Genomic DNA, 20,611 nt, shown 5'->3' on the forward strand with positions numbered 1-20,611 from the left:
GCCGCCCTGCACTCCCCGCCCCCAACGACGCCAAACGCTGCGCATGGGCACATCATGCCGCGCCGGTCGGCTCGCGGCCGACTTCTTCCGGCGTGACCGTGACCGGCGCACGCAAACCTGCCGGGCTCGCATGCCATGGGGGCGACGCTTCCCCGCAAGCCCGCTACCAGCTCCGCGAAACAACCCGTCACGCGCATCGCCTAGGCTGCCGCAATGCACATGTCCGCCGCCACCACCCGCCGACTACCCTCCTGGTGGCCACTCGCACTGCTGGCCCTATGGCTCGTCGCTCTGGCCGGCTGGCGACCCGTGGCCCTGCCTGACGAGGGTCGCTACGGCGGGGTGGCCTACGAGATGCTGTCGGACGGCCAGTGGCTCACGCCCACGCTCTTCGGCCTGCCCTACTTTCACAAGCCGCCGCTGATGTACTGGATCGACATCGCGGCCATGCACCTGCTGGGCCCCACGCCGATGGCGCTGCGCGCCGCGCCGCTGCTGGGCGCCTGGCTGATGGGCCTGGCACTGTGGATCGCCGCCCGCGACCGCTACCGCGCGGACAGCGATGCCCGGCAGGCGCTGGCCTGGCTGGCGGTGCTGCCGCTGTTTTACCTGGCCGCCCAGTACGCCAACCACGACATGCTGGTGGCGGGCTGGATCTCGCTGGCCATCGTCAGTGCGCAGCGCGCGCTGGCGCCGGAGCGACACAGTCTGGCCTGGCTGTGCGCGGCCTGGGGTGCAATGGGCCTGGCCTTGCTGTCCAAGGGGTTGATCGGCGCCGTCCTGCCCGGCCTTGTCGTGCTCCCCTGGCTGCTGTGGCAGCGGCGCTGGGCGGCGCTACGCTTCGCGCTGCATCCGATCGCACTGGCCGTCTTCGCCGCGATCACGATGCCCTGGCTGCTGACCATGCAGAGGCAGCACCCAGGCTTCTTCGACTACTTCATCGTCGAACAGCATTTCCGCCGCTACACCCAGGCGCGTTTCAACAACGTCCAGCCCTGGTGGTTCTTCATGGCCGTGCTGCCGCTGGGCACACTGCCACTGAGCCTGCGCCTGCCCGGCGCAATGCGGCGTGCAGGCTTCGAGCTCTGGTGGATCGTCGTCATTCTGGCCTTCTTCTCGCTGCCGCGCTCCAAGCTCGTGGGCTATGTGCTGCCCGCCCTGCTGCCGCTGTCCCTGCTGCTCTTCGAGGTCTGGCGCGGCCGGCGTGGCGCGCGATGGGCCTGGCTGGCGAGCGCGCTGGTCTGCGTGGCAACCGTGCCAGCCATCGCGCGCTGGGGCCGCCCCGATCATGCCGACGTCGGTGCCGCACTGCAGGCCCGCGTGGCACCGGGCGACCGCGTGCTGCTGGCGGGCGAGCCCTTCTTCGACCTGCGCCTGCAGGCCCGCCTCTCCACACCGCCGGCCGTGCTGGCCGACTGGGACGCGCTGCGCGCCCAAGGCGTCGACAACTGGCAGCGCGAACTGCTGGACGCGGCCCGCTTCGACCCTGCGCAGGGCGCCCGCGTGCTGTGGACGCCGCAGCGCCTGAGCCAGGAGCGCTGCGCACCAGGGCGGCTGTGGCTCGTCGCTGCGGCAGCCGATGCCCTGCCTGACGCGATACCCGTCTTCACCGGCCGGCGTGCGACGCTGTTCGAACTGCCGCGCCCGGCGGCCTGCCCATGAAGCGGCTGGCGCGCTATGCCGCGGTGGGCCTGGCCGCCACAGCCGCACACTACGCGCTGCTGGCGGTGGCCGTCGAGGCCGGACACTGGCCAGCCTGGCTGTCCTCAGGTGCCGGCGCGCTGCTGGGCGCGCAGGTCGCGTTCTGGGCCAACCGGCACTACACCTTCGGTCACCAAGGTCCCTGGGTGCCAGCCTGGTGCCGCTTCCACGTGACGGCCGGGGCCGGCGCGCTGCTGGGCATGGGGCTGGTCGCCGCGGGCGTGCACGCGGGGCTTCACTATCTGGTGGCCCAGGCCGGGGCGACGCTGGTCGTCATGGGGGCCGGTTTCGCGGCCAACCGCGCCTGGGCCTTCAGGCGAGTCTGACGCCAAACTCGACCAGGTCCAGCGCAAAGGCCTCGCTGCCCAGGTAGGCCATTTCATTGGCCCGCGCGGCGGCGATGGCGTCTCCCGGGTCGGGTTCACCGAGCGCGGGGTGGCAGAACAGCAGCGCACCGTCCGGCGCCGTGCGCAGCCAGCCGCGCACCAGCGCGCGGTAGTCGGCCTGCGGGTCGAAGTCGTAGACGCCGATCAGCGCCGGCACCGTGGGCAGGCGCTGGGCCTGCATCTCGGCTTTCAGGGCCCAGCCGCCGCAGGCCTCGATGGCATGCCGCTTGAACGCGAAGCCAGGCCCCGTGACACGGCCCGTGCTGCGCAGCGGAAGCCCAAGATTCTGCGCGGCCGCCAGCATGATGGGGCGCACGCCCGGCAGGGCATGAACATGCTGATGGCCGTCCATGAAGTCCGGTGCGCGGCCGGTGACGCTGACGAAGCGTTGCAGCTGGGCCTGAAACTCTTCGGCCAGCGCTGCCGGCAGCCGACCGAGGAAGGCCTGGGCCATCAAGGCGCCGAGGCCGGGAAAGCGCGGCCAGCGGCTGCGCAGCGCCAGGCTGAGAGGCTCGCCCTCGGTCAGGTTGAAATGCAGGCCGGTGGCGATGGCACTGTCCTGCAGCGCCGGCCCGGCGTCGGCCCAGCGCGGCGGCGTGACAAGGCAGCTCAGCGCCGTGATGCGCCCCTGGGCCGCCAGCGCCAGGATGCCGCGGTCGATGGCGGGACCCAGGCCATAGTCGTCCGCGCAGACGGCCAGTTGGCGCAGCGATGTCATGATGGATTGCCGGTGTCCTGCGCGATGAGGTAGACCGGGCGCTGCTTGACCTCGTCGAAGATGCGGCCGACGTACTCGCCCATGATGCCAATGGAGAGCAACTGCACGCCGCTGAAGAACATCAGGCCGACGACGACCGTGGGCCAGCCCGGGATGGGATGGCCGTAGAGCAGGTGCTCAATGACGAGCCAAGTGCCGTAGCCCAGCGCTCCGAAGGCGATAAAGCCGCCAAGCGAGCTCCAGATGCGCAGCGGCAGGTTACTGAAGGCCGTCACGCCGTCCAGCGCCAGGCGCAGCAACCGCCCCAGCGAGAAGTGGCTGCGACCGCTGGCGCGCGGATGCGGCGTATAGGGCAGGAACTCGGTGCGGTAACCAACCCACGCGTACAGCCCCTTCATGAAACGGTTGCGTTCGGGCAGAGCATTGAGGGCGTCGACGACGCGGCGGTCAAGCAGCCGGAAGTCGCCCGCATCGGGCGGGATGTACAGCCGCGTGGAAGCATTGACGAGCCGGTAGAAGAGCCGCGTGCCCCAGCGCTTGATCAAGCCCTCGCCGTCGCGATTGGCTCGCACGGCGCACGCCATGTCGGCCCCGCGCAGCCAGGCGGCGTGCATGGCGGCAATGAGTTCGGGGGCGTGCTGCCCGTCTGCATCCATCAGCAGCACGCGGTCGGCATCTGCCAGGGCCAGGCCGGCACTCAAGGCGGCCTCCTTGCCGAAGTTGCGCGACAGCCTCACGTAGCGCAGTGGCAGGCCGGCGTCGCGCGCGGCAAGCGCGACGACACCGGTGTCGTCGCTGCTGCCGTCATCCACGAGCACGATGCGCCAGCGCGGCGTCACCGCGCCAAGCACGCGCCGCAGCTGGGCAAACAGGGCCATCAGGTTCGGTGCTTCGTTGAATGCCGGCAGGACCACGTCCAGGCTGGCACCGGGGTCTCGGATCGCGGCTGACATGCCGGCATTGTTCAGGCCGGCGATGACGGGTGGCTTGTGCCTGGCTGACCGCAGCCTTTCCCCCCCTCAAACCGAGGGTCAGCCCACCCGGCAGACCTTCAGCATGTTGGTACCGCCGGGGTAGCCCATGGGCTCGCCACAGGTGATCGCGTAAGTGTCGCCAGGCATCAGCACGCCGCGCTCGACGAGGATCTTTTCGGCCGCGGCCAGGGCCACGTCGCGATCGTCGAACTTGGGCATCAGCAGCGGCAGCACGTTGCGGTACAGCGCCATCTTGCGCTGGCTGACCTGCTGGGTCGTCAGGCCGAAGATGGGCACGTTGATGCGGTGGCGGCTCATCCACAGCGCCGTCGAACCAGACTCGGTCAGTGCCAGGATGGCCTTGCAGCCCAAGTGATGCGCCGTGAACAGCGCGCCCATGGCAATGGACTGGTCGATGCGGCCGAACTGGCGGCCGGCAAAGTCGGTGTCGAGCGTGACAAACTCGGCACGCTCCGCCTCCAGCGCGATGGCAGCCATCTGCTCGACGGTCTCGATGGGGAAGCGGCCGGCGGCCGTCTCGGCCGACAGCATGACCGCGTCAGTACCGTCCAGCACCGCGTTGGCCACGTCGCTGACCTCGGCGCGCGTGGGCACCGGGTTGACGATCATGGACTCCATCATCTGCGTGGCAGTGATGGACACCTTGTCCATCTCGCGGGCCAGCTTGATCATGCGCTTTTGCAGCGCCGGCACGGCCGCATTGCCCACTTCCACAGCGAGGTCCCCACGCGCGACCATGATGCCGTCGCTGGCCTTCAGGATGGCCTCGAGGTGGGGGATGGCCTCATAGCGCTCGATCTTGGCAATCATGGCCGGCTTGTGGCGCCAGGGCTCGCCGGCCACGTTTGCCAGTTGGCGAGCCATCTCCATGTCGGTGGCGTTCTTGGGGAAGCTGACGGCCAGGTACTCGCACTGGAAGGACATCGCGGTCTTGATGTCGTCCATGTCCTTGGCGGTCAGCGCCGGTGCCGTCAAGCCGCCGCCCTGCTTGTTGATGCCCTTGTTGTTGGACAGTTCGCCGCCGAGCTTGACGACGGTGTGAACCTGGGCGCCGCGCACGGCCTCCACGGTCAGCACGAGGAGGCCGTCGTTGAGCAGCAGCGTATCGCCGGGCTTCACGTCGCGCGGCAGTTCCTTGTAGTCGAGGCTGGCGATGTCCTGGTTGCCCAGCTCGGTTCGATCGGCATCGAGGATGAACTTGGCGCCAGGGATGAGTTCGATCTTCCCGCCTTCGAACTTGCCGACGCGGATCTTGGGGCCTTGCAGATCGGCCATGATGGCCACCGACTTGCCGACGCGTTCGGCCGCCGCGCGGACCATGGTCGCGCGGTCGATGTGGTCCTGAGCCTTGCCGTGGGAGAAGTTCAGGCGCACGACGTCCACGCCGGCGCGGATCATCTTCTCCAGCACCTCGGGCGTGTTGGAAGCGGGGCCGAGGGTGGCGACGATCTTGGTGGCACGGGTCATGGCTGTCTCAACTTTCTGGGGGGCGCGGAATTATGGTCCGCCGGACCTCGCAGAAGTTTCGCCTCATTTCATGGCGCGCAGAGCCTCAGAACCCGCTCGAAGAAAACACTCAGCGGGTCGACTGCGTACTCGCCGAAAGGCTCCCGCGCCACGTAACCGAGGCGTTGGTACAGGGCGATGGCCTCGGGCTGATAGATGCCTGTCTCCAGTCGCACGAGGTGCACGCCGCGCGCGAGCACTTCGCCCTCCAGCCGGGCCATCAGCAGCTTGGCGATACCGCGGCCGCGGAGGCTCTCCAGCACGAAAAGGCGCTTGATCTCGCCATAGGACGGCCCGTCGGGAGGGGCAAGGTGCTTGACGCCACCGCAGCCAACTAATGTGTCGCCGAGCCAGCAGCCCCAGAAAGACCCGTCCGGCCCGCGCAGCCCCTCGGGTGGCTCGAAGTGATTGCTCTCAGCCGGATAGAGGCGGCTGGCCAGTGCCTCGGACTGGGCTATCAGCGCCCTGGCATCGGGGTGCCCCGGGTCCACAGGCGCGAGGCACGGGGTCAGGTCTGAACTCATGGATGGTTAGCGACCGGTTACAGGCTGGGCACGGTCATGGCGAGCAGATAGCGCGCGGACCCGATCCCGGGATTGGCGAAAACACTGCGTCCGAGGCAGCGGAAACTGATGGAGTCGCCCGCGGCCAGCTCGAAGACCTGACCTTGCAGCGTCAGGCGCAGCTGGCCCTCGAGCAGGCACAGGTGATGCTCCAACCGCGAAACAGTGGGTTCGTCGTACGCCAGCTCGGCGCCGGGCTTCAGGCGGGCCTCGATGACCTCGGTCGCAAAGCCGGCCAGCGGTGGGCAGCGCATGCGGCGCTCGAAACCGCTCTGCTGGTCGTGCCAGCACGGCTGGTCAGCCGCGCGCAGCAAGCGTACGGGCAGGGCCTCGGCATCAGCCAGCAGGCGGCTCAGCGGCAGGCCATGGGCGCGGGCCAGGCGCGAAAGCAGCGTTGCCGTGGGACTGGTCTCGGCGCGCTCCAACCGGCTCAGCGTCGCGCGGCTGACGCCGCTGCGCGCGGCCAATTCGTCCAGCGACCAGCCCGCTGCCGTGCGCAGCGCGGCCAAGCGATCGGCAAGCTGACGCTCGAGCTGCCCCTCTTCGCTCAATTCAGAGAATTCGTCTCTCATATGAGAAGATGCTAGCGCATGAAGGATCACCACGCCGCCCCGCTCGCCCTTGCCCTCGCCGTGGTGCTGGTGTGGGGCCTGAACTTTCCGCTGTCCAAGGCGCTGTTCAATCAGATCGGGCCGGCCGGATTCCTGGGCGTGCGTTACCTGCTGATGCCATTGCTCGCCGTGGCGCTGCTGTGCTGGCGATTCGGCCTGCGCTGGCCGCGGCTGGACCGCAGCGAGGTCTGGCCGCTGGTGCGGCTGACACTGATCGGCCAAGGCCTGCACCTGATGCTGTCGACCTACGGCATGCAGGGCTCCACCGCGTTCAGCGCCAGCGTGCTGCTGGCCTGCGGCCCGGTGTTCACGTTGCTGATCCTGCGCCTTAGCGGCGTGGAGCGGCTGTCACCGGGCCAGATCCTGGGCGTCGCGACGGCTGCGACCGGCGCCCTGTTGTTCACGGCGGACAAGCTGTTGGCCGCCGATTGGCAGGCCGGTCTCGGTGACCTGACGCTGCTGGCTGCGGCGGCCCTGTTCAGCTACTACACGGTGGCGAGCAAACCCCTGATCCAGCATCACGGCGGCGTGACCGTGTTGGGCTACGGCAGCCTGGTTTGCACGCTGCCCATGCTCCTGTGGTGCGCCCCGTCGCTGGCGGCGCTGGACTGGCAGGCCCAGCCGCCGTGGGTCTGGACCGGCACCGCCTGGCAGGTGGCCGGCGGCGGTTTCATGGGCTGGCTCGCCTGGGGATGGGCAAATGAAAGGCGCGGCGTGGCCCGCACTGCGCCGCTGATCTATCTGATGCCTCTGATCGCCGGGGTCACGGCCTGGGCCTGGGGAGGCGAGCAGTTCAACGCGCACAAGCTGCTGGGCGCCGGCATCATCCTTGCCGGCGTGGCATTGGCGCAGTTCAGCCCCGCGCTACCTGGGCTTCGCGCACGTCAGCAACCGCCAGAGCCGTCATGTTGACGATGCGGCGCACGGTCGCCGACGGCGTCAGGATGTGCACCGGCGCCGCCGCGCCGAGCAGGATGGGGCCAACTGTCACGCCTTGACTGGCGCTGATCTTCAGCACATTGAAGAGGATGTTGGCGGCGTCCAGCGTCGGCAGCACCAACAGGTTGGCCGCGCCCTTGAGCTTGCTGTCGGGGAGGAATGCCTGGCGCACGCTCTCGGACAACGCCGCGTCGCCATGCATCTCGCCGTCGCACTCCACCTCGGGGTGTCGGGCGGCGAACAACTCGTAGGCGCGGCGCATCTTCAGCGCCGACGGACGCGTCGACGAGCCGAACATCGAGTGACTGACGAAGGCCAGTTTGGGCGGCAGGCCAAAACGGCGCAGCTCGTCAGCGGCCATGGCGGCGATGTCGGCCAGCTCCTCGGCGCTGGGGTCGTCGTTGACGAAGGTGTCCGCGATGAAGAGCGTCATCTTCTCCATCATCAGCGCGTTCATCGCGGCGAACTGGCGCGCGCCGTCGCGCAGGCCGACGAGGTCCTTCACCTGCTCCAGGTGACGGTCGAAACGCCCCACCATGCCGCAGATCATCGCGTCGGCGTCGCCCAGCTGGATGGCCAGCGCACCAATGGCCGTGTTGGAGCGGCGCACGGCCGACTTGGCCATTTCCGGCGTGAAGCCATTGCGCTTCATGCGCGCGTAGTAGGCCTCCCAGTACTGGCGGAAACGCGGATCGTCTTCGGGATCGATGACGGCCACGTCCACGCCGAGTCGCAGGCGCAGGCCGGCACGCTGGATGCGCGCGGCCAGGACGGCGGGGCGGCCGATCAACGTAGGCTTGCACAGGCCCTCATCCAGCGCCACCTGCACGGCACGCAGAACGCGCTCGTCCTCACCCTCGGCATAGATGACGCGCGCCGGCGCAGCCTTCGCAGCCGAGAACACCGGGCGCATGAACATGCCGGTCTGGTAAACGAAGCGCTCCAACGACTGGCGGTAGGCCAGCAGATCGGCGATGGGCCGCATGGCCACGCCATCCAACTCCGCAGCCGCCGCGACGGCCGGCGCAATGCGCAGGATCAGCCGCGCATCGAAGGGCTTCGGGATCAGATAGTCCGGTCCGAAGGCCAGCTCCTGGCCGGCATAGGCCGCGGCCACCTCGTCCGAGGTCTCGGCCTTGGCCAGTGCGGCGATCTCGCGCACGCAGGCCAGCTTCATGCCTTCGGTGATCTTGGTCGCACCGCAATCCAGGGCGCCGCGGAAGATGTAGGGGAAACACAGGACGTTGTTGACCTGGTTGGGGTAGTCGCTGCGGCCGGTAGCCACAATGCAGTCCGGCCGCACGGCCTTGGCCAGCTCGGGGCGGATCTCCGGCTCAGGGTTGGCCAGCGCCAGGATGATGGGCTGGTTGCCCATGGTCTTGACCATGTCGGCCGTCAGCACGCCAGCGGCCGAACAGCCGAGGAAGACGTCCGCGCCGTCCACCACGTCGGCGAGCGTGCGCGCCGTCGTCACCTGGCAATAACGCTGTTTGGACTCGTCCAACTTGCCGGCTTTGGCATCCTCGCGCTCGCTGTGGATGACGCCGCGAGAGTCGCAGACGAACACGTTGTCGCGCCTCACGCCCAGGCCCACCATGACGTCCAGGCAGGCGATGGCCGCGGCCCCGGCGCCCGACACGGCGACCTTGACCTTGGCGATGTCCTTGCCCACCAGCTCCAGGCCGTTCAGCAGGGCGGCCGACGAGATGATGGCTGTGCCGTGCTGGTCGTCGTGGAAGACGGGGATGTTCATGCGCTTGGACAGTTCGCGCTCGATGTAGAAGCACTCGGGCGCCTTGATGTCCTCGAGGTTGATGCCACCCAGCGTGGGCTCCATCGCCGCGATGATGTCGATCAGCTTGTCCGGGTCGCGTTCGGCCAGCTCGATGTCGAAGACGTCGATACCGGCGAACTTCTTGAAGAGGCAGCCCTTGCCCTCCATGACCGGCTTGGCGGCCAGCGGGCCGATGTCGCCCAGGCCCAGTACGGCGGTGCCATTGGTGATGACGCCAACGAGATTGCCGCGCGACGTGAAGTCGGCGGCGAGCGACGGATCGCGCTCGATGTCCAGGCAGGGATAGGCCACGCCAGGCGAGTAAGCCAGCGACAGGTCGCGCTGGTTGCTCAGCGCCTTGGTCGGCGTGACCGAGATCTTGCCGCGCGTGGGGCTGCGGTGGTACTCGAGGGCGGCGTCGCGCAGCGCGCTTTCCGCGGGAGAAAGGACGGGCGACGAGAGGGGGTTGTTCTTTTCCATGAGGGCGCATCTCCAGGGGGAACCCTGTAGGTTACGCCGCGTTTCAGCGCCTGCCGATGCCAGATTTCTGGCGATCCATGCCGAAGCGGATCAAAACTGCTCGAACTCGAAGCGGACTCGCCGGACCGCAGCATCCGTGCCGGGGCAGGCTTGCCCGCCTCGGGCGATGCCCTGATCGGGCGGCGCTGCGCGTCCTTGCGTCAGCCTGCCGCACGCCTGCTCAGGATCTCGAACGCCGGCAGCGTCTTGCCTTCCAACACCTCGAGGAAGGCGCCACCACCCGTGGAGATGTAGCCAACGTCCTTCTCGATGCCGTACTTGGCGATCGCCGCCAGCGTGTCGCCGCCGCCAGCGATGCTGAAGGCCAGGCTCTCGGCAATCGCGCGGGCGATCGCCTCGGTGCCGTGCGCGAACGCCGGGAACTCGAACACGCCGACCGGGCCGTTCCAGACGATGGTGCCGGCAGCCTTGAGCTTCTCGGCCAGCCTGGCGGCGGTCTTCGGGCCGATGTCGAGGATGAGGTCGTCATCCTCCACGTCCGTGGCCGCCTTGACGGAGGCGGTCGCGCCTGCCGCAAAGGCCTTGGCCGTCACGACGTCCTCGGGGATGGGCACCTCGGCGCCACGCGCGGCCATGGCCTCGATGACGGCCTTGGCCTGATCGACCAGGTCCGGTTCCGCCAGCGATTTGCCGATCTTCAGGCCCGCGGCCAGCATGAAGGTGTTGGCGATGCCGCCACCAACGATGAGGCCGTCCACCTTGGCGGCCAGGCTCTGCAGGATGGTCAGCTTGGTCGACACCTTGGAGCCGGCAACGATGGCCACCAGCGGACGGCGCGGATTGGCCAGGGCCTTGGTGATGGCGTCGATTTCCGCTGCCAGCAGCGGACCGGCACAGGCGATCTTGGCGAACTTGGCGATGCCGTAGGTGGTGGCCTCGGCGCGATGTGCCGTGCCGAAGGCGTCGTGCACGAAGATGTCGCAAAGCGCGGCCAGTTTCCTCGACAGACCCTCGTCGCACTTCTTCTCGCCCTTGTTGACGCGGCAGTTCTCCAGCAGAACCAGCTCGCCAGGCTTGACGCCGACGCCGTCGACCCAGTCACGTAACAGCGGCACCGGGCGGGACAGCAACTGGGCCATGCGCTCGGCGACGGGCGCCAGCGAGTCCTCAGGCTTGAACTCGCCTTCGGTCGGGCGGCCGAGGTGGGAGGTGACCATGACGGCAGCGCCGGCATCCAGCGCCATCTTGATGGCCGGTAGCGAGGCGCGGATGCGGGTGTCCTCGGTGATCTTGCCGTTGTCGTCCTGCGGCACGTTGAGGTCGGCGCGGATGAAGACGCGCTGGCCGGCCACCTTGCCGGCGGCGATCAGGTCGGAGAAGCGGATGACGTTCATGTTCGGGCGGAGCGGTTGATGACAAAAACTACCGCGATTCTCTCCGCCCCGCGCGCCGCCGCGGTTACCAGCCGAGTCCGAGTTTCAGCGGCAGCATGACGGCCATGCCGACGAGGATGGTGCCGAGGATGCCCTTGCGCCAAAAGTAGTAGGCCGTCGCCGCCAGCGCCGCGGGCCAGCGGGCGTCCTGCCAGGTCGCGATGACCTGGCCCTGGGTCATGAAGATCTCCGGCGCGACGACAGCCACCAGGGCTGCCAGCGGCGCGACCTTGAGCAGCTCGCGCAGCCAGTCGGGAATGGGCAGCGGCTGGTCGCCGATCATGAAGAAGCCGCGCGTCAGCACAGTGATGGCGCCAAGGCCCAGCAGTGCGATCCAAGTCATCGTTTCGCTCATGCCCGCCCCTGTCGCGCATCCAGCCACCAGCCCACCGCGCCGGCCGCAACGATGGCGCACAGAATGTTGAGCTTGAGCGGCAGGCCATAGGTCGCGATTGACACCGCACCGGCCGTCACGGCCACCCACCACAGCATCTTCTCAGTCAGCAGCGAATAGGACAGCCCCAGCAACGCCAACACCCCTGCGAACCCTATGCCCCAATGCGTCGGGATGCGGTCCGCCAGCAGGATGCCGGTGAAGGAGCACAACTGCCAGGCCGGCCAGTTCACCGCCACGCCACCCCAGAAATAGCGGCGCTGCCCAGCTGCCGGCACCGGGTCGGGGTAACGCTTCACGAAATAGACGAAGTTCAGGTCCGCCGCGAAGTAGGTCAGCGTCAGGCGGCGCACACGCGGCAAGTGCGCGAAGTAGTTGCGCCACTGCGCGCTGAAAATCACGAAGCGCAGGTTGACGCAGAAGGCCGTGGCCAGCACCACCCACAGCGGTGCGCCGGAGGCGATCAGGGGCAGCGCGGTGAGCTGCGCACTGCCGGCGAACACCAGCAGGGACATCCCGCAGGCCAGCGGCAGGCTGAGCCCGCTTTTCACCATGGCGACGCCCGTCACCAGGCCCCAGGCGGCCAGGCCCAGGGAGGGCGAGGCCATGTCGCGCGCGCCGTGGCGGAAGTCGGGATCAGCCGCCAGCGCGCGCAGTCGTTCAAGAAACTGCATCCCGCCATTCTCGGCGGGAGCGGCTTCACTGGCCGATGCGTCGGACTTTGCCGCTGCCGGCGATCGACGAGCTGACCTCGGGCGAACCGACGTACTTCACATCGCCCGAGCCGGCGATGGAGATGTTGAGGCGCTTCGTCGCCTGGACCTGGGCGTCGCCGCTACCGGCGATGGTGACTTTGACGTCCTCGGCTGCCAGGTCGACGGCCTTCACGTTGCCGCTGCCGGCGATGGAGACATTGGCGCTGGCGCAGCGGCCGACCGCGACGATGTCGCCGCTGCCGCTGACCTTCATGCCCAGCCGCTCGGCGTCCAGACTGGCGAAGCGGATGTCGCCCGAGCCGGCGATGGCCGCGTCGACGCCGCCCGTCTTCATGGCCTCGACCTTGACGGTGCCCGAGCCCGCCACGGACACCGCACGCAGGGCCGGCATCTCGATGCTGAGACTGGGGTTGGTAGAGCTCTGCACGTTGACGCCCTTGCGGTGCGAGATCTCGAGCGTGCGGCCTTTGCCTCCCTCGACGATGCGGGTCTCGATGTAGGGCAACAGGTTGCGGTCGGCCTTGACCTCGATCTTGTTGCCAGTGCCCTGGCGGACAACAACGTTGAAGCCGCCACTCAGCGCGATGCCGTCGAAGGCGCCGACGTCGCGCGCCTCGGTGGCGATGTCGCCGTTGCCGCTCACGCGCTCGCCCTTGATGCTCCAGCTCCAGGCCTGAGCAGAACCGCTGGCAACGGTAGCGGCCACGAGGCCAAGGGCGAAGAGGCGGCGGGAACTGTTCATGGCGGGCTCCATCGGGGTTGGGTTGTGATGGTTCCCATGTTGCCGAGCCGCCTCCGAGCCGGCCCGGGCCAGGCGACGATGCGCGGAATGAGAGGCCTGAAATGCGCCTGGACGCGCCAGCCCGGCCGGCCGTCAGTGGCCCTTGACCTTCTCCGGCGACTTCTCGGACGCCTTCTCGGAGGAACTGGCCTCGGCCTCGTCGACGGGCTGCTTGACCGAGCCGGGACGCGGCACGACGGGCGCGATGCCTTCGAGCTTGTTCTCGCGCATGTACTCGTCCATCTCGCGCCAGCCGGCGTAGACAGCCGCCTTCTGGGCCTTGGGGTTCAACACGTAGCAGTCCTCTATGGCCCGCATCGCGTGACGGCAGGCACTGCCGACGGCCTTGCCCTCGGCCTCCTTGGCTGCAGCCACCTTGACCGGGTCATCGATGCCCAATTGCTCGCAGGCCGACAGGGCCGCGAACAGAGGCAGGGCGAGGAGGAGACGCTTCATCTGTTCAGGTATCGGCGGTACCGCGGGGAACTTGAGTCAGCGCTTGGCCATCGCCAGCAGGCGCGCGATGCGCTCCTCGGTCGAAGGGTGGGTGGAGAACAGGCCGCGCAGACCGCCGCCGGACAGGGGGTTCATGATCATCATCTGCGCCGTCTCCGGGTGGGCTTCGGCCGGCGCCAGCGGGATGCCCTGGGCGTAACGGTGGATCTTGTCCAGCGCCGAAGCCAGCGCGGACGGGTCACCGGAGATCTCGGCGCCGCCGCGGTCGGCTTCGAACTCGCGGGCGCGGCTGATGGCCATCTGAATCAGGCTGGCCGCCAGCGGCGCGAGGATGGCCACGGCGATGCCCGCTAGCGGATTGGTCGGGCGGCCATGCTCGTCGCGGCCGCCAAAGAAGGCGGCGAAGTTGGCCAGCATGGAGATGGCGCCCGCCATCGTCGCGCTGATGGTACTGATGAGGATGTCGCGGTGCGCCACATGCGCCAGCTCATGGGCCATGACGCCACGCAGCTCGCGCTCGGACAGCACGCGCAGGATGCCCGTTGTCGCGGCGACGGCAGCATGCTCGGGATTGCGGCCCGTCGCGAAGGCATTGGGCGCGGCCTCATCGATCAGGTAAACGCGCGGCATGGGCAGGCCTGCGCGCTGCGCCAGCTCGGCCACCATGCCGTAAAACTGCGGCGCCGAACTCGCGTCCACCTCGCGGGCGTTGTACATCTTCAGCACCATGTCCGCGGAGAACCAGTAGCTGAAGAAGTTCATGCCGACGGCAACGACGAGCGCGATCAGCATGCCCGTCTGGCCGCCGATCATCTGGCCGACAGCCATGAACAGGGCCGTGATGGCGGCCATCAGGACGGCGGTCTTCACGAGATTGAACATCGGGGCAGGCTCCGGTAAAAGGCAGTTGACCTGGCACATGGTGCCATGAGCGAATTTCTCAAGCGTCGAAGTGCTCGCCCGGCACCACGGGCCTGGCCTGCAGGAAGGCCGCGGCGGGGCCGCGCTTGCCGCCCGCGCGCTGCAGCTCGGTCAGGCGTAGCGCGCCCTCGCCGCAGGCGACGACCGGGCCTGGGGCGATGACCTCGCCAGGCGCCCCTCGGCCCTCGGCCAGCTCGGCGCGCCACACCTTGACCGCCTCGCCCGCCAGCATCGCGACGCCGCCTGGGAAGGGGTCGAAGGCGCGCAGCCGGCGTTCGATCTCGGCAGCAGGCTGCCGCCAGTCGATGATGCTCTCGGCCTTCTCGATCTTGTGGGCGTAAGTGACCCCCTCGGCCGGCTGCGGCATCGGATGCAGTTCGGCGGCCTGCAGCGCTTCGACAATGAGGCGGCCGCCCAGCGCGGCCAGCCGGTCGTGCAGCACGGCCGTGGTGTCGTCGGGGCGAATGGATTCGCGGCCGATCAACAGCATGTTGCCGGTGTCCAGGCCAGCGTCCATCTGCATGATGGTGATACCAGTCTCGGCGTCGCCCGCCTCGATGGCACGGTGGATGGGCGCCGCACCGCGCCAGCGCGGCAGCAGCGAGGCGTGGACGTTCAGGCAGCCGCGCCGCGGCAGGTCAAGCACCCACTGCGGAAGGATCAGGCCATAGGCGGCCACGACCATCACGTCGGCATCGGCGGCCCAAAGCGCCTCGCGGGCCGCCACGGCATCGGCGGCGTACTTGCCGTCCAGTTTCAGGCCTTGGGGCTGGGCGACCGGAATGCCGGCGGCAACGGCGCGCTGCTTCACGGCCGAGGCCTGCAGCTTCATGCCCCGGCCGGCCGGGCGGTCAGGCTGGGTCAACACCAGAGGAACCACGAAGCCGGCAGCCAGCAGGGCATCCAGCGCCACGGCGGCAAACTCGGGCGTACCCGCAAAAACGACGCGCATGCCGGTCAAAGGCGCTGGTTGCGCTTCTTGGCCTCGGCTTCTTCCTCGCGCGTCTTCTTGATCATCTTGGTCTTGATGCGATCGCGCTTGAGCGGGCTCAGGTACTCCACGAAAACCTTGCCCGCCAGGTGGTCCATCTCATGCTGCACGCAGACCGCCAGCAAGCCTTCCGCGTCGAACTCGTAGACCTCGCCGTCGCGGTTGGTCGCGCGCACGGTGACCTCGGCATGGCGGGGCACCTTGTCGTAGATCTGTGGCACGGAGAGGCAGCCCTCCTCGCCATCGACCATGCGCTCGCTGGTCTTGACCAGCTCGGGGTTGATCAGCACGCGCGGCGTGTCGCGGTCCTGCGACGTGTCGATGACGATGACGCGCTCATGCACGTCCACCTGCGTGGCGGCCAGACCCACGCCGTCGGCGGCATACATGGTCTCCAGCATGTCGTCGACGAGCCGGCGGATGCGCTCGTCAACCGCCTCCACGGGCTGGGCGACGGTATGCAGACGCGGATCGGGGTAGCGAAGGATGTGCAGTTGAGCCATGGGTTGTGGGCCGCCGGCCACGGCTTGAGCTTTGTAAGCACTCGCAAGCGGGGTCCGGCCAGGTTGAATGCGGGCAGAATCACCCGGATTTTCGCCGATCCGGCAACCCCCTTCGGAGACCGTGCCCGATGCTCGCTGCCCGCACCGCCCAACTTTCACTCCTTGCGGCCTGCCTTGCCCTCGCAACGGCCTCCGCCTGGGCACAGACCAGCCCCTACCCCGTCACGCCTGAGCAACGCCGAGTGGCCGACCAGGTCGCCGGCGCCGGCGTGCCGCTGGCGGAGCTGGCGCCGGGTGCGCCGGACAGCCACACGGTACAGGCTGGCGACACGCTGTGGGACATCTCCAAAATCTTCTTGAAGAGCCCCTGGCGCTGGCCCGAGCTCTGGGGCATGAATCGCGAGCAGATCCGCAACCCGCACTTGATCTACCCCGGCCAGGTGCTGCTGCTTGTCAAGATCGACGGCCGCGCCCGGCTGCAACTGGCCCAGGGGGTCGGCGGCAACACTGCGGGCGATGCCATCAAGCTGCGCCCCCAGATGCGCATCTCGGCGTTGGACTCCAACGCCATCACGGCCATCCCGCTGCACCTGATCCAACCCTTCCTGACCGACGCGGTCGTCTTCGAGACCGACCAGCTCGCGACGGCGCCACGCGTCGTCGCCGCCCAGGAGGGCCATGTGCTGCTGGGCAAGGGTGACCTGGCCTACGCCCGCGGCGACTTCGGCGGCGCAACGGACTTCCGCGTCTTTCGCACCGCGCGCACGCTGCGCGACCCCGCCACGAACGAGATCCTGGGATACGAAGCACCCTATGTGGGCACGGCCGAGCTGATCCGCGCGGGCGAGGACCGCCCGACGGCCGACGGCAAGACCGAGATCGTGCCGGCCACGGTGCGCGTCCTGCAGGCCAAGCAGGAGGTCGGGATTGGCGACCGCCTGGCGCCTGCGCCGCAGCGCGACCTCGCCCGCTATGTGCCGCACGCGCCCGACAAGCCGATGGCGGGTCAGATCGCGGCTCTCTACGGCGATGCGCTGAACGCGGGCCAGAACCAGATCGTGGCGCTGAACCGCGGAAAGCGCGATGGCGTCGAGCGCGGCCATGTGCTGGCGCTGTGGCGCGACGGCGCTGCCGCCGTGGACAAGACGCAGGACCGTGCCGAGGCCATCAAGCTGCCGGACGAACGTCACGGCGTGCTCTTCGTCTTCGAAGTCTACGAGCGCGTGTCCTATGCGCTGATCATCTCGGTCAAGGACCCCGTCAAGACTGGCGATCGCTTCACCCAACCCTGATGCTCTCGTCGGCCGAGCTGGCCGCCTGGCTGCGGCTGACGGAGAGCGTGGACCCGGCCGCCGTTCGGCGACTGCTGGCCATTGCCGACGGCCCTAGGGCGGTGTTCCGGCTGCCCGCCTCGGTTCTCGATACGGCGCTGACGACCCCGCAACGCGAAGCCTTGAGCCGGCCGCCCGGACACCTCGACGCGCTGATCGCGCGCGCTGGTGCGTGGTTGGCCGAACCGGGTCACGGCCTGCTTGCGTTCGGTGACCCCGACTACCCGCCGCGCCTGCTGGCCACCACCGACCCACCACCGCTGCTGTGGCTGCAGGGCCGGCGCAAGTTGCTGGGGGCGCCGTCCATCGCCGTGGTGGGTAGCCGCCACCCCTCGGCCCAAGGCTGCGATCGCGCACGCACCTTATCCCGCGAGCTGGCCCAAGCCGGCTACACCATCGTCTCGGGCCTGGCACCCGGCGTGGACGCCGCGGCCCACGAGGGCGCGCTGGATGCCACTGGCGCCACCATTGCGGTCGTTGGCACCGGGCTAGACCAGGTCTACCCGCGCCACAACAAGTCACTCGCGGCGCGCCTGCTCGCGGGCGGCGGCCTCGTCGTCAGCGAGCAAGCGCTGGGCATGCCGGTCCTGCCGGCCAACTTCACCAGACGAAACCGCATCATTGCAGGCCTGGCCCAAGGCTGCCTCGTCATCGAGGCGGCCGCGCCGTCGGGCTCGCTGATCACAGCGCGCCGGGCAGCCGAGGCCGGTCGCAAGGTGTTCGCCACTCCCACCCCCCTCCACGCGTCCCAGGCGCGCGGCTGCCATACCCTGATTCAACAGGGCGCCAAGCAGATCGAATCGGCCCAGGAGGCGCTGGCGGAACTGCAGCGTTTGACCCCGGCGCCGCACCAGGCGCCGGTCGAACCCGAAGAAGCCACCAAGACGTCTCATGAGCGGCAGGCATTGCTGGATGCGATGGGCTTCGACCCCGTCAGCCTCGACGCCCTGTTGGCCCGCTGCGGCTGGTCCGCGGCCGACCTCAGCGCCGCCTTGCTGGAGTTGGAACTCGGTGGCCAGGTCGCCCACCTGGCCGGCCAGCTGTACCAGCGCCGACAGCGGGGATGACGAGCTTAACCCTGGATATCAGAGCCGGATCCGAGGGGTTATTCGCGTCCGATGCCTGCCGGGCCCTGGGCTATCATCAGCTCACGATGCTTGATGTCCTGGTTTATCTGTACGAAACCTACTGGCGGCCGGATGCCTGTCCCGACCATGCCCAGCTCGCACGCAAGCTGACGGCGGTGGGCTTCGAGACCGACGAGATCCAGGAGGCGCTGTCCTGGCTGGAAGGCCTGGCCGCCGCAGGTGAGGCCTATCACGGCGAACAAAGTGAGTACGCACTGCGTGTCTACTCCGCAGCCGAGGTCGATCACCTGGGCGAAGCCTCCATCAGTTTCATCAGCTTCCTGGAATCAGCAGGCGTGCTGCCCGGCGCGATGCGCGAAATGGTCATCGACCGCGCGATGGCCGTCGGCGGCAGCCCGATGGACTTAGAAGACCTGAAGATCATCGTGCTGATGGTGTTCTGGAGCCTGGGCGAGGAGCCCGATGCGCTCATCCTGGACGAGCTGTTCGTGGCCCCGGAAGACCGGCTGATCCACTGAACTGCCGCTCCAAATAGCAACGGCGCCCTCGGGCGCCGTTGCTATTTGTGCGTCGCCCGAACGACGGCAAACGACCCGACTAGCTCAGCAGCCCGCTCGGGTCCGCATCCAGCTTGGCCAACGCCTTGCGCGTGGCCAGCACGGTCAGTGCCTCGTCCTGGGCCGGCAGCAGCAGGCCGGCCTGCAGGAAGGCTGCCATGCGATTCAGCGAGAACAGCACGCCGCGGCCCTGCGGGGTGACGAACAGCGCCAACTGCTTGCGCAGGCCGCGCCAGGCCAGCTGCACCTGCTCGTTGCGGCCGCGGTAGTCCAGCATGAACCAGCCGCCGACCTGCAGCTCGCGCGCCCAGGCGACCATGGCGGGCGTCGGTGCCGAGCCACCCTCGGCGACGACCTCCATGCCCTCGGACTCGTGCCCGGAGAGGTCCCGCACCAGCATCTCGTCGACATGGCTCTCGCCCTCGATGTCCTCGGGCAGCATGGCCTCCAGCGTATCGAGCTGGTCCATCAGCTCGTCCAGGCGCTCACGCGGGATGGCGGCCGTCTTGGCCGTGAACGCCGCGGCCAGCGCGTTGTTGAGCTGGCGCACGTGCTCGTCCTGCTTCTCGGTCGGCAAGCCCGCATGACCCATGCCGTCGCGCAAGGTCTTGAGCAGCAGCGGCAGACGGCGGATGACCTCGGCCCGTTCTTCTCGCGAGGCCTTGGCGCTGGCGCTCCAGATCAGATCGGCCGCCGCGCGCTTCATGGCCTTGGTGACATCGGACTGGGCCCCCACCCGCACCGCGGTGACGGCCAGCACATCCGCCCAGACATGAAAGAGGAAGTCGCGCACGCCGTCTTGCACCGGCACCTCGGACAGCATCTTGCGCAACTCGATGGTGTATTGGATGGCCAGCGTCTCGCGTTGCTCGACCTGCTGGGCCAGCGACACGCCGCGCTTGGAGGCCTGGTTCTCGTTCTCGAAATAGTGGTCGAGGAATTTCTCGAACTCGGTCAGCACGGTGGTGAAGACACGCCGGCCGGTGTCCGGGTAAGCCTCGACGACCTGTACGACGCGCTTGATCTCCCGCTCCAGCGCGTCGTTGCTGGCACGCTCTGCACCAGGGCTGCTGGCCTGCGCTGTGTTGAAACCCATCACACACGCGCCCATGCGGTCGATCAGACGACGCGCCGGATGGTCGGCGGCGGCGAAGAAGTCGGGTTCGCTGACCGCTACGCGCAGCACCGGCATCTGCAGACGCGCGAACCAGACCCGCACCGTGGCCGGGATGCGCTCCTCGGTCAGGATGCTCTGGAACATCATCGCGACGATCTCGATGGTCGCGCGCTCGGCCGGGCTGCTGGCAGCCTGCTTCAGGACCTGCTTGAAGGCTTGGTTGCGGGCGCCGATCTCCTCCAGTGCTCGCGGCGCGCTCGCCGCGACACCCGCACTGTCCGCGCCCACGGCGGCGCGGCGCTGGAGTGACTCTTGCGCATGCTTGATGGCGCCCATCAGCCGCGGCGACGCGGCGGCTGATGGCACATCCGCCAGCGAGGGCCTGGCGCCGGACGCTGGCAGCGCCTCGGCGCCTGCCAGACCCGAGCCGCCGGCCTGACCGGGCGTCATGTCCGCGAGGCTGGGCCTCCCGGCGCCGGGACGCGCCGGCAACTGGCTGCGAGTGACCGGGAAACCTGGCACATGCCGGGCCAGCACGCGCTGCAGTTGGGCCATCACTTCGTCAGCCTGGCTGGTGGCCTTGCTGCGCGCCGACGAGGGCGCCGGGCCCGCGCTGGTGCCGAGTCCGGCGACAGGCGCCATGGCGGGCG

The 20,611-nt window shown here is 68.6% G+C and carries 21 protein-coding genes; 6 read left to right on the forward strand and 15 right to left on the reverse strand.

Annotation, left to right across the window (positions count from 1 at the left end; genetic code table 11):
- Positions 1–213 precede the first annotated feature (213 nt).
- Together VGF12_RS16680 and VGF12_RS16685 are read left to right on the forward strand one after the other, a co-directional pair.
- Positions 214–1,662, forward strand: coding sequence for a glycosyltransferase family 39 protein (locus tag VGF12_RS16680; protein ID WP_331177171.1), 1,449 nt, complete (start codon positions 214–216; stop codon positions 1,660–1,662).
- Positions 1,659–2,027: a GtrA family protein gene (locus VGF12_RS16685; RefSeq protein ID WP_331177172.1), complete on the forward strand. Its 369-nt coding sequence runs from the start codon at positions 1,659–1,661 to the stop codon at positions 2,025–2,027. The genes VGF12_RS16680 and VGF12_RS16685 overlap by 4 nt, the downstream gene beginning before the upstream one ends.
- Here the strand turns inward: VGF12_RS16685 and VGF12_RS16690 are convergent.
- The 5 genes from VGF12_RS16690 to VGF12_RS16710 form a co-directional block, all read right to left on the reverse strand.
- Entirely contained in the window at positions 2,014–2,805 is a 792-nt protein-coding gene (locus VGF12_RS16690) for a ChbG/HpnK family deacetylase (RefSeq protein WP_331177173.1), read from the reverse strand. The two genes, VGF12_RS16685 and VGF12_RS16690, sit on opposite strands and share 14 nt — an antisense overlap.
- Positions 2,802–3,758, reverse strand: a complete 957-nt coding sequence (locus VGF12_RS16695; RefSeq protein WP_331177174.1) for a glycosyltransferase family 2 protein — start codon at positions 3,756–3,758, stop codon at positions 2,802–2,804. The genes VGF12_RS16690 and VGF12_RS16695 overlap by 4 nt, the downstream gene beginning before the upstream one ends.
- 78 nt (positions 3,759–3,836) lie before the next feature.
- On the reverse strand, positions 3,837–5,267 hold the full coding sequence (pyk, locus tag VGF12_RS16700; protein ID WP_331177175.1) for a pyruvate kinase: 1,431 nt from the start codon (positions 5,265–5,267) through the stop codon (positions 3,837–3,839).
- Between the two features lie 68 nt (positions 5,268–5,335).
- Positions 5,336–5,830: a GNAT family N-acetyltransferase gene (locus tag VGF12_RS16705; RefSeq protein WP_331177176.1), complete on the reverse strand. Its 495-nt coding sequence runs from the start codon at positions 5,828–5,830 to the stop codon at positions 5,336–5,338.
- A 17-nt stretch (positions 5,831–5,847) separates the two neighbouring features.
- Entirely contained in the window at positions 5,848–6,441 is a 594-nt protein-coding gene (locus tag VGF12_RS16710) for an XRE family transcriptional regulator (RefSeq protein WP_331177177.1), read from the reverse strand.
- An 18-nt stretch (positions 6,442–6,459) separates the two neighbouring features.
- Here VGF12_RS16710 and VGF12_RS16715 point away from each other — a divergent pair, with 18 nt between their 5' ends.
- Positions 6,460–7,392 carry a DMT family transporter gene (locus tag VGF12_RS16715; RefSeq protein ID WP_331177178.1) on the forward strand — a complete coding sequence of 311 codons (933 nt, stop codon included), beginning with the start codon at positions 6,460–6,462 and terminating at the stop codon, positions 7,390–7,392.
- On the opposite strand, the gene VGF12_RS16720 is transcribed toward VGF12_RS16715, so the two are convergent.
- From VGF12_RS16720 to def, 9 genes are all read right to left on the reverse strand, one after another.
- Positions 7,334–9,673: an NADP-dependent malic enzyme gene (locus VGF12_RS16720; RefSeq protein WP_331177179.1), complete on the reverse strand. Its 2,340-nt coding sequence runs from the start codon at positions 9,671–9,673 to the stop codon at positions 7,334–7,336. The genes VGF12_RS16715 and VGF12_RS16720 overlap by 59 nt on opposite strands.
- A gap of 200 nt (positions 9,674–9,873) precedes the next feature.
- Positions 9,874–11,067 carry a phosphoglycerate kinase gene (locus tag VGF12_RS16725; protein WP_331177180.1) on the reverse strand — a complete coding sequence of 398 codons (1,194 nt, stop codon included), beginning with the start codon at positions 11,065–11,067 and terminating at the stop codon, positions 9,874–9,876.
- A 64-nt stretch (positions 11,068–11,131) separates the two neighbouring features.
- Complete coding sequence (locus tag VGF12_RS16730) at positions 11,132–11,449, reverse strand: AzlD domain-containing protein (protein ID WP_331177181.1); 318 nt, start codon at positions 11,447–11,449, stop codon at positions 11,132–11,134.
- 8 nt (positions 11,450–11,457) lie between these two features.
- The gene (locus VGF12_RS16735; protein WP_331177182.1) at positions 11,458–12,174 is read right to left on the reverse strand and encodes an AzlC family ABC transporter permease; all 717 of its coding nucleotides are present in this window, start codon (positions 12,172–12,174) and stop codon (positions 11,458–11,460) included.
- A 25-nt stretch (positions 12,175–12,199) separates the two neighbouring features.
- Positions 12,200–12,958 (reverse strand): head GIN domain-containing protein, encoded by a 759-nt coding sequence (locus tag VGF12_RS16740; RefSeq protein WP_331177183.1) that lies wholly within the window; start codon positions 12,956–12,958, stop codon positions 12,200–12,202.
- A gap of 132 nt (positions 12,959–13,090) precedes the next feature.
- Complete coding sequence (locus VGF12_RS16745; protein ID WP_331177184.1) at positions 13,091–13,453, reverse strand: hypothetical protein; 363 nt, start codon at positions 13,451–13,453, stop codon at positions 13,091–13,093.
- A 36-nt stretch (positions 13,454–13,489) separates the two neighbouring features.
- The gene (gene htpX, locus VGF12_RS16750; RefSeq protein WP_331177185.1) at positions 13,490–14,335 is read right to left on the reverse strand and encodes a zinc metalloprotease HtpX; all 846 of its coding nucleotides are present in this window, start codon (positions 14,333–14,335) and stop codon (positions 13,490–13,492) included.
- A gap of 58 nt (positions 14,336–14,393) precedes the next feature.
- Positions 14,394–15,326, reverse strand: a complete 933-nt coding sequence (gene fmt, locus VGF12_RS16755; protein WP_331177186.1) for a methionyl-tRNA formyltransferase — start codon at positions 15,324–15,326, stop codon at positions 14,394–14,396.
- A gap of 5 nt (positions 15,327–15,331) precedes the next feature.
- Positions 15,332–15,868, reverse strand: coding sequence for a peptide deformylase (def, locus tag VGF12_RS16760; protein ID WP_331177187.1), 537 nt, complete (start codon positions 15,866–15,868; stop codon positions 15,332–15,334).
- 128 nt (positions 15,869–15,996) lie between these two features.
- Here def and VGF12_RS16765 point away from each other — a divergent pair, with 128 nt between their 5' ends.
- From VGF12_RS16765 to VGF12_RS16775, 3 genes are all read left to right on the forward strand, one after another.
- Positions 15,997–17,160, forward strand: a complete 1,164-nt coding sequence (locus VGF12_RS16765; protein ID WP_331177188.1) for a LysM peptidoglycan-binding domain-containing protein — start codon at positions 15,997–15,999, stop codon at positions 17,158–17,160.
- Positions 17,160–18,266, forward strand: coding sequence for a DNA-processing protein DprA (gene dprA / locus VGF12_RS16770; RefSeq protein WP_331177189.1), 1,107 nt, complete (start codon positions 17,160–17,162; stop codon positions 18,264–18,266). The genes VGF12_RS16765 and dprA overlap by 1 nt, the downstream gene beginning before the upstream one ends.
- Positions 18,267–18,352: 86 nt before the next feature.
- Entirely contained in the window at positions 18,353–18,805 is a 453-nt protein-coding gene (locus VGF12_RS16775) for a DUF494 domain-containing protein (RefSeq protein ID WP_331177190.1), read from the forward strand.
- A 79-nt stretch (positions 18,806–18,884) separates the two neighbouring features.
- Here the strand turns inward: VGF12_RS16775 and VGF12_RS16780 are convergent.
- On the reverse strand, positions 18,885–20,611 hold a 1,727-nt coding region (locus VGF12_RS16780; RefSeq protein ID WP_331177191.1), incomplete at its 5' end, for a DUF1631 family protein.

The organism is Roseateles sp. (genome assembly GCF_036404855.1).
GTDB lineage: Bacteria > Pseudomonadota > Gammaproteobacteria > Burkholderiales > Burkholderiaceae_C > Pelomonas.

What these genes read in the sequence shown, in the direction of transcription:
- VGF12_RS16710 (WP_331177177.1), bottom strand. Translation starts at nt 6,441, where the DNA reads ATGAGAGACGAATTCTCTGAATTGAGCGAAGAGGGGCAGCTCGAGCGT.
- VGF12_RS16680 (WP_331177171.1), top strand. Translation starts at nt 214, where the DNA reads ATGCACATGTCCGCCGCCACCACCCGCCGACTACCCTCCTGGTGGCCA.
- VGF12_RS16690 (WP_331177173.1), bottom strand. Translation starts at nt 2,805, where the DNA reads ATGACATCGCTGCGCCAACTGGCCGTCTGCGCGGACGACTATGGCCTG.
- VGF12_RS16740 (WP_331177183.1), bottom strand. Translation starts at nt 12,958, where the DNA reads ATGAACAGTTCCCGCCGCCTCTTCGCCCTTGGCCTCGTGGCCGCTACC.
- def (WP_331177187.1), bottom strand. Translation starts at nt 15,868, where the DNA reads ATGGCTCAACTGCACATCCTTCGCTACCCCGATCCGCGTCTGCATACC.
- VGF12_RS16730 (WP_331177181.1), bottom strand. Translation starts at nt 11,449, where the DNA reads ATGACTTGGATCGCACTGCTGGGCCTTGGCGCCATCACTGTGCTGACG.
- VGF12_RS16715 (WP_331177178.1), top strand. Translation starts at nt 6,460, where the DNA reads ATGAAGGATCACCACGCCGCCCCGCTCGCCCTTGCCCTCGCCGTGGTG.
- VGF12_RS16775 (WP_331177190.1), top strand. Translation starts at nt 18,353, where the DNA reads ATGCTTGATGTCCTGGTTTATCTGTACGAAACCTACTGGCGGCCGGAT.
- htpX (WP_331177185.1), bottom strand. Translation starts at nt 14,335, where the DNA reads ATGTTCAATCTCGTGAAGACCGCCGTCCTGATGGCCGCCATCACGGCC.
- VGF12_RS16685 (WP_331177172.1), top strand. Translation starts at nt 1,659, where the DNA reads ATGAAGCGGCTGGCGCGCTATGCCGCGGTGGGCCTGGCCGCCACAGCC.
- pyk (WP_331177175.1), bottom strand. Translation starts at nt 5,267, where the DNA reads ATGACCCGTGCCACCAAGATCGTCGCCACCCTCGGCCCCGCTTCCAAC.
- VGF12_RS16765 (WP_331177188.1), top strand. Translation starts at nt 15,997, where the DNA reads ATGCTCGCTGCCCGCACCGCCCAACTTTCACTCCTTGCGGCCTGCCTT.
- dprA (WP_331177189.1), top strand. Translation starts at nt 17,160, where the DNA reads ATGCTCTCGTCGGCCGAGCTGGCCGCCTGGCTGCGGCTGACGGAGAGC.
- VGF12_RS16705 (WP_331177176.1), bottom strand. Translation starts at nt 5,830, where the DNA reads ATGAGTTCAGACCTGACCCCGTGCCTCGCGCCTGTGGACCCGGGGCAC.
- VGF12_RS16720 (WP_331177179.1), bottom strand. Translation starts at nt 9,673, where the DNA reads ATGGAAAAGAACAACCCCCTCTCGTCGCCCGTCCTTTCTCCCGCGGAA.
- VGF12_RS16735 (WP_331177182.1), bottom strand. Translation starts at nt 12,174, where the DNA reads ATGCAGTTTCTTGAACGACTGCGCGCGCTGGCGGCTGATCCCGACTTC.
- VGF12_RS16725 (WP_331177180.1), bottom strand. Translation starts at nt 11,067, where the DNA reads ATGAACGTCATCCGCTTCTCCGACCTGATCGCCGCCGGCAAGGTGGCC.
- VGF12_RS16695 (WP_331177174.1), bottom strand. Translation starts at nt 3,758, where the DNA reads ATGTCAGCCGCGATCCGAGACCCCGGTGCCAGCCTGGACGTGGTCCTG.
- VGF12_RS16745 (WP_331177184.1), bottom strand. Translation starts at nt 13,453, where the DNA reads ATGAAGCGTCTCCTCCTCGCCCTGCCTCTGTTCGCGGCCCTGTCGGCC.
- fmt (WP_331177186.1), bottom strand. Translation starts at nt 15,326, where the DNA reads ATGCGCGTCGTTTTTGCGGGTACGCCCGAGTTTGCCGCCGTGGCGCTG.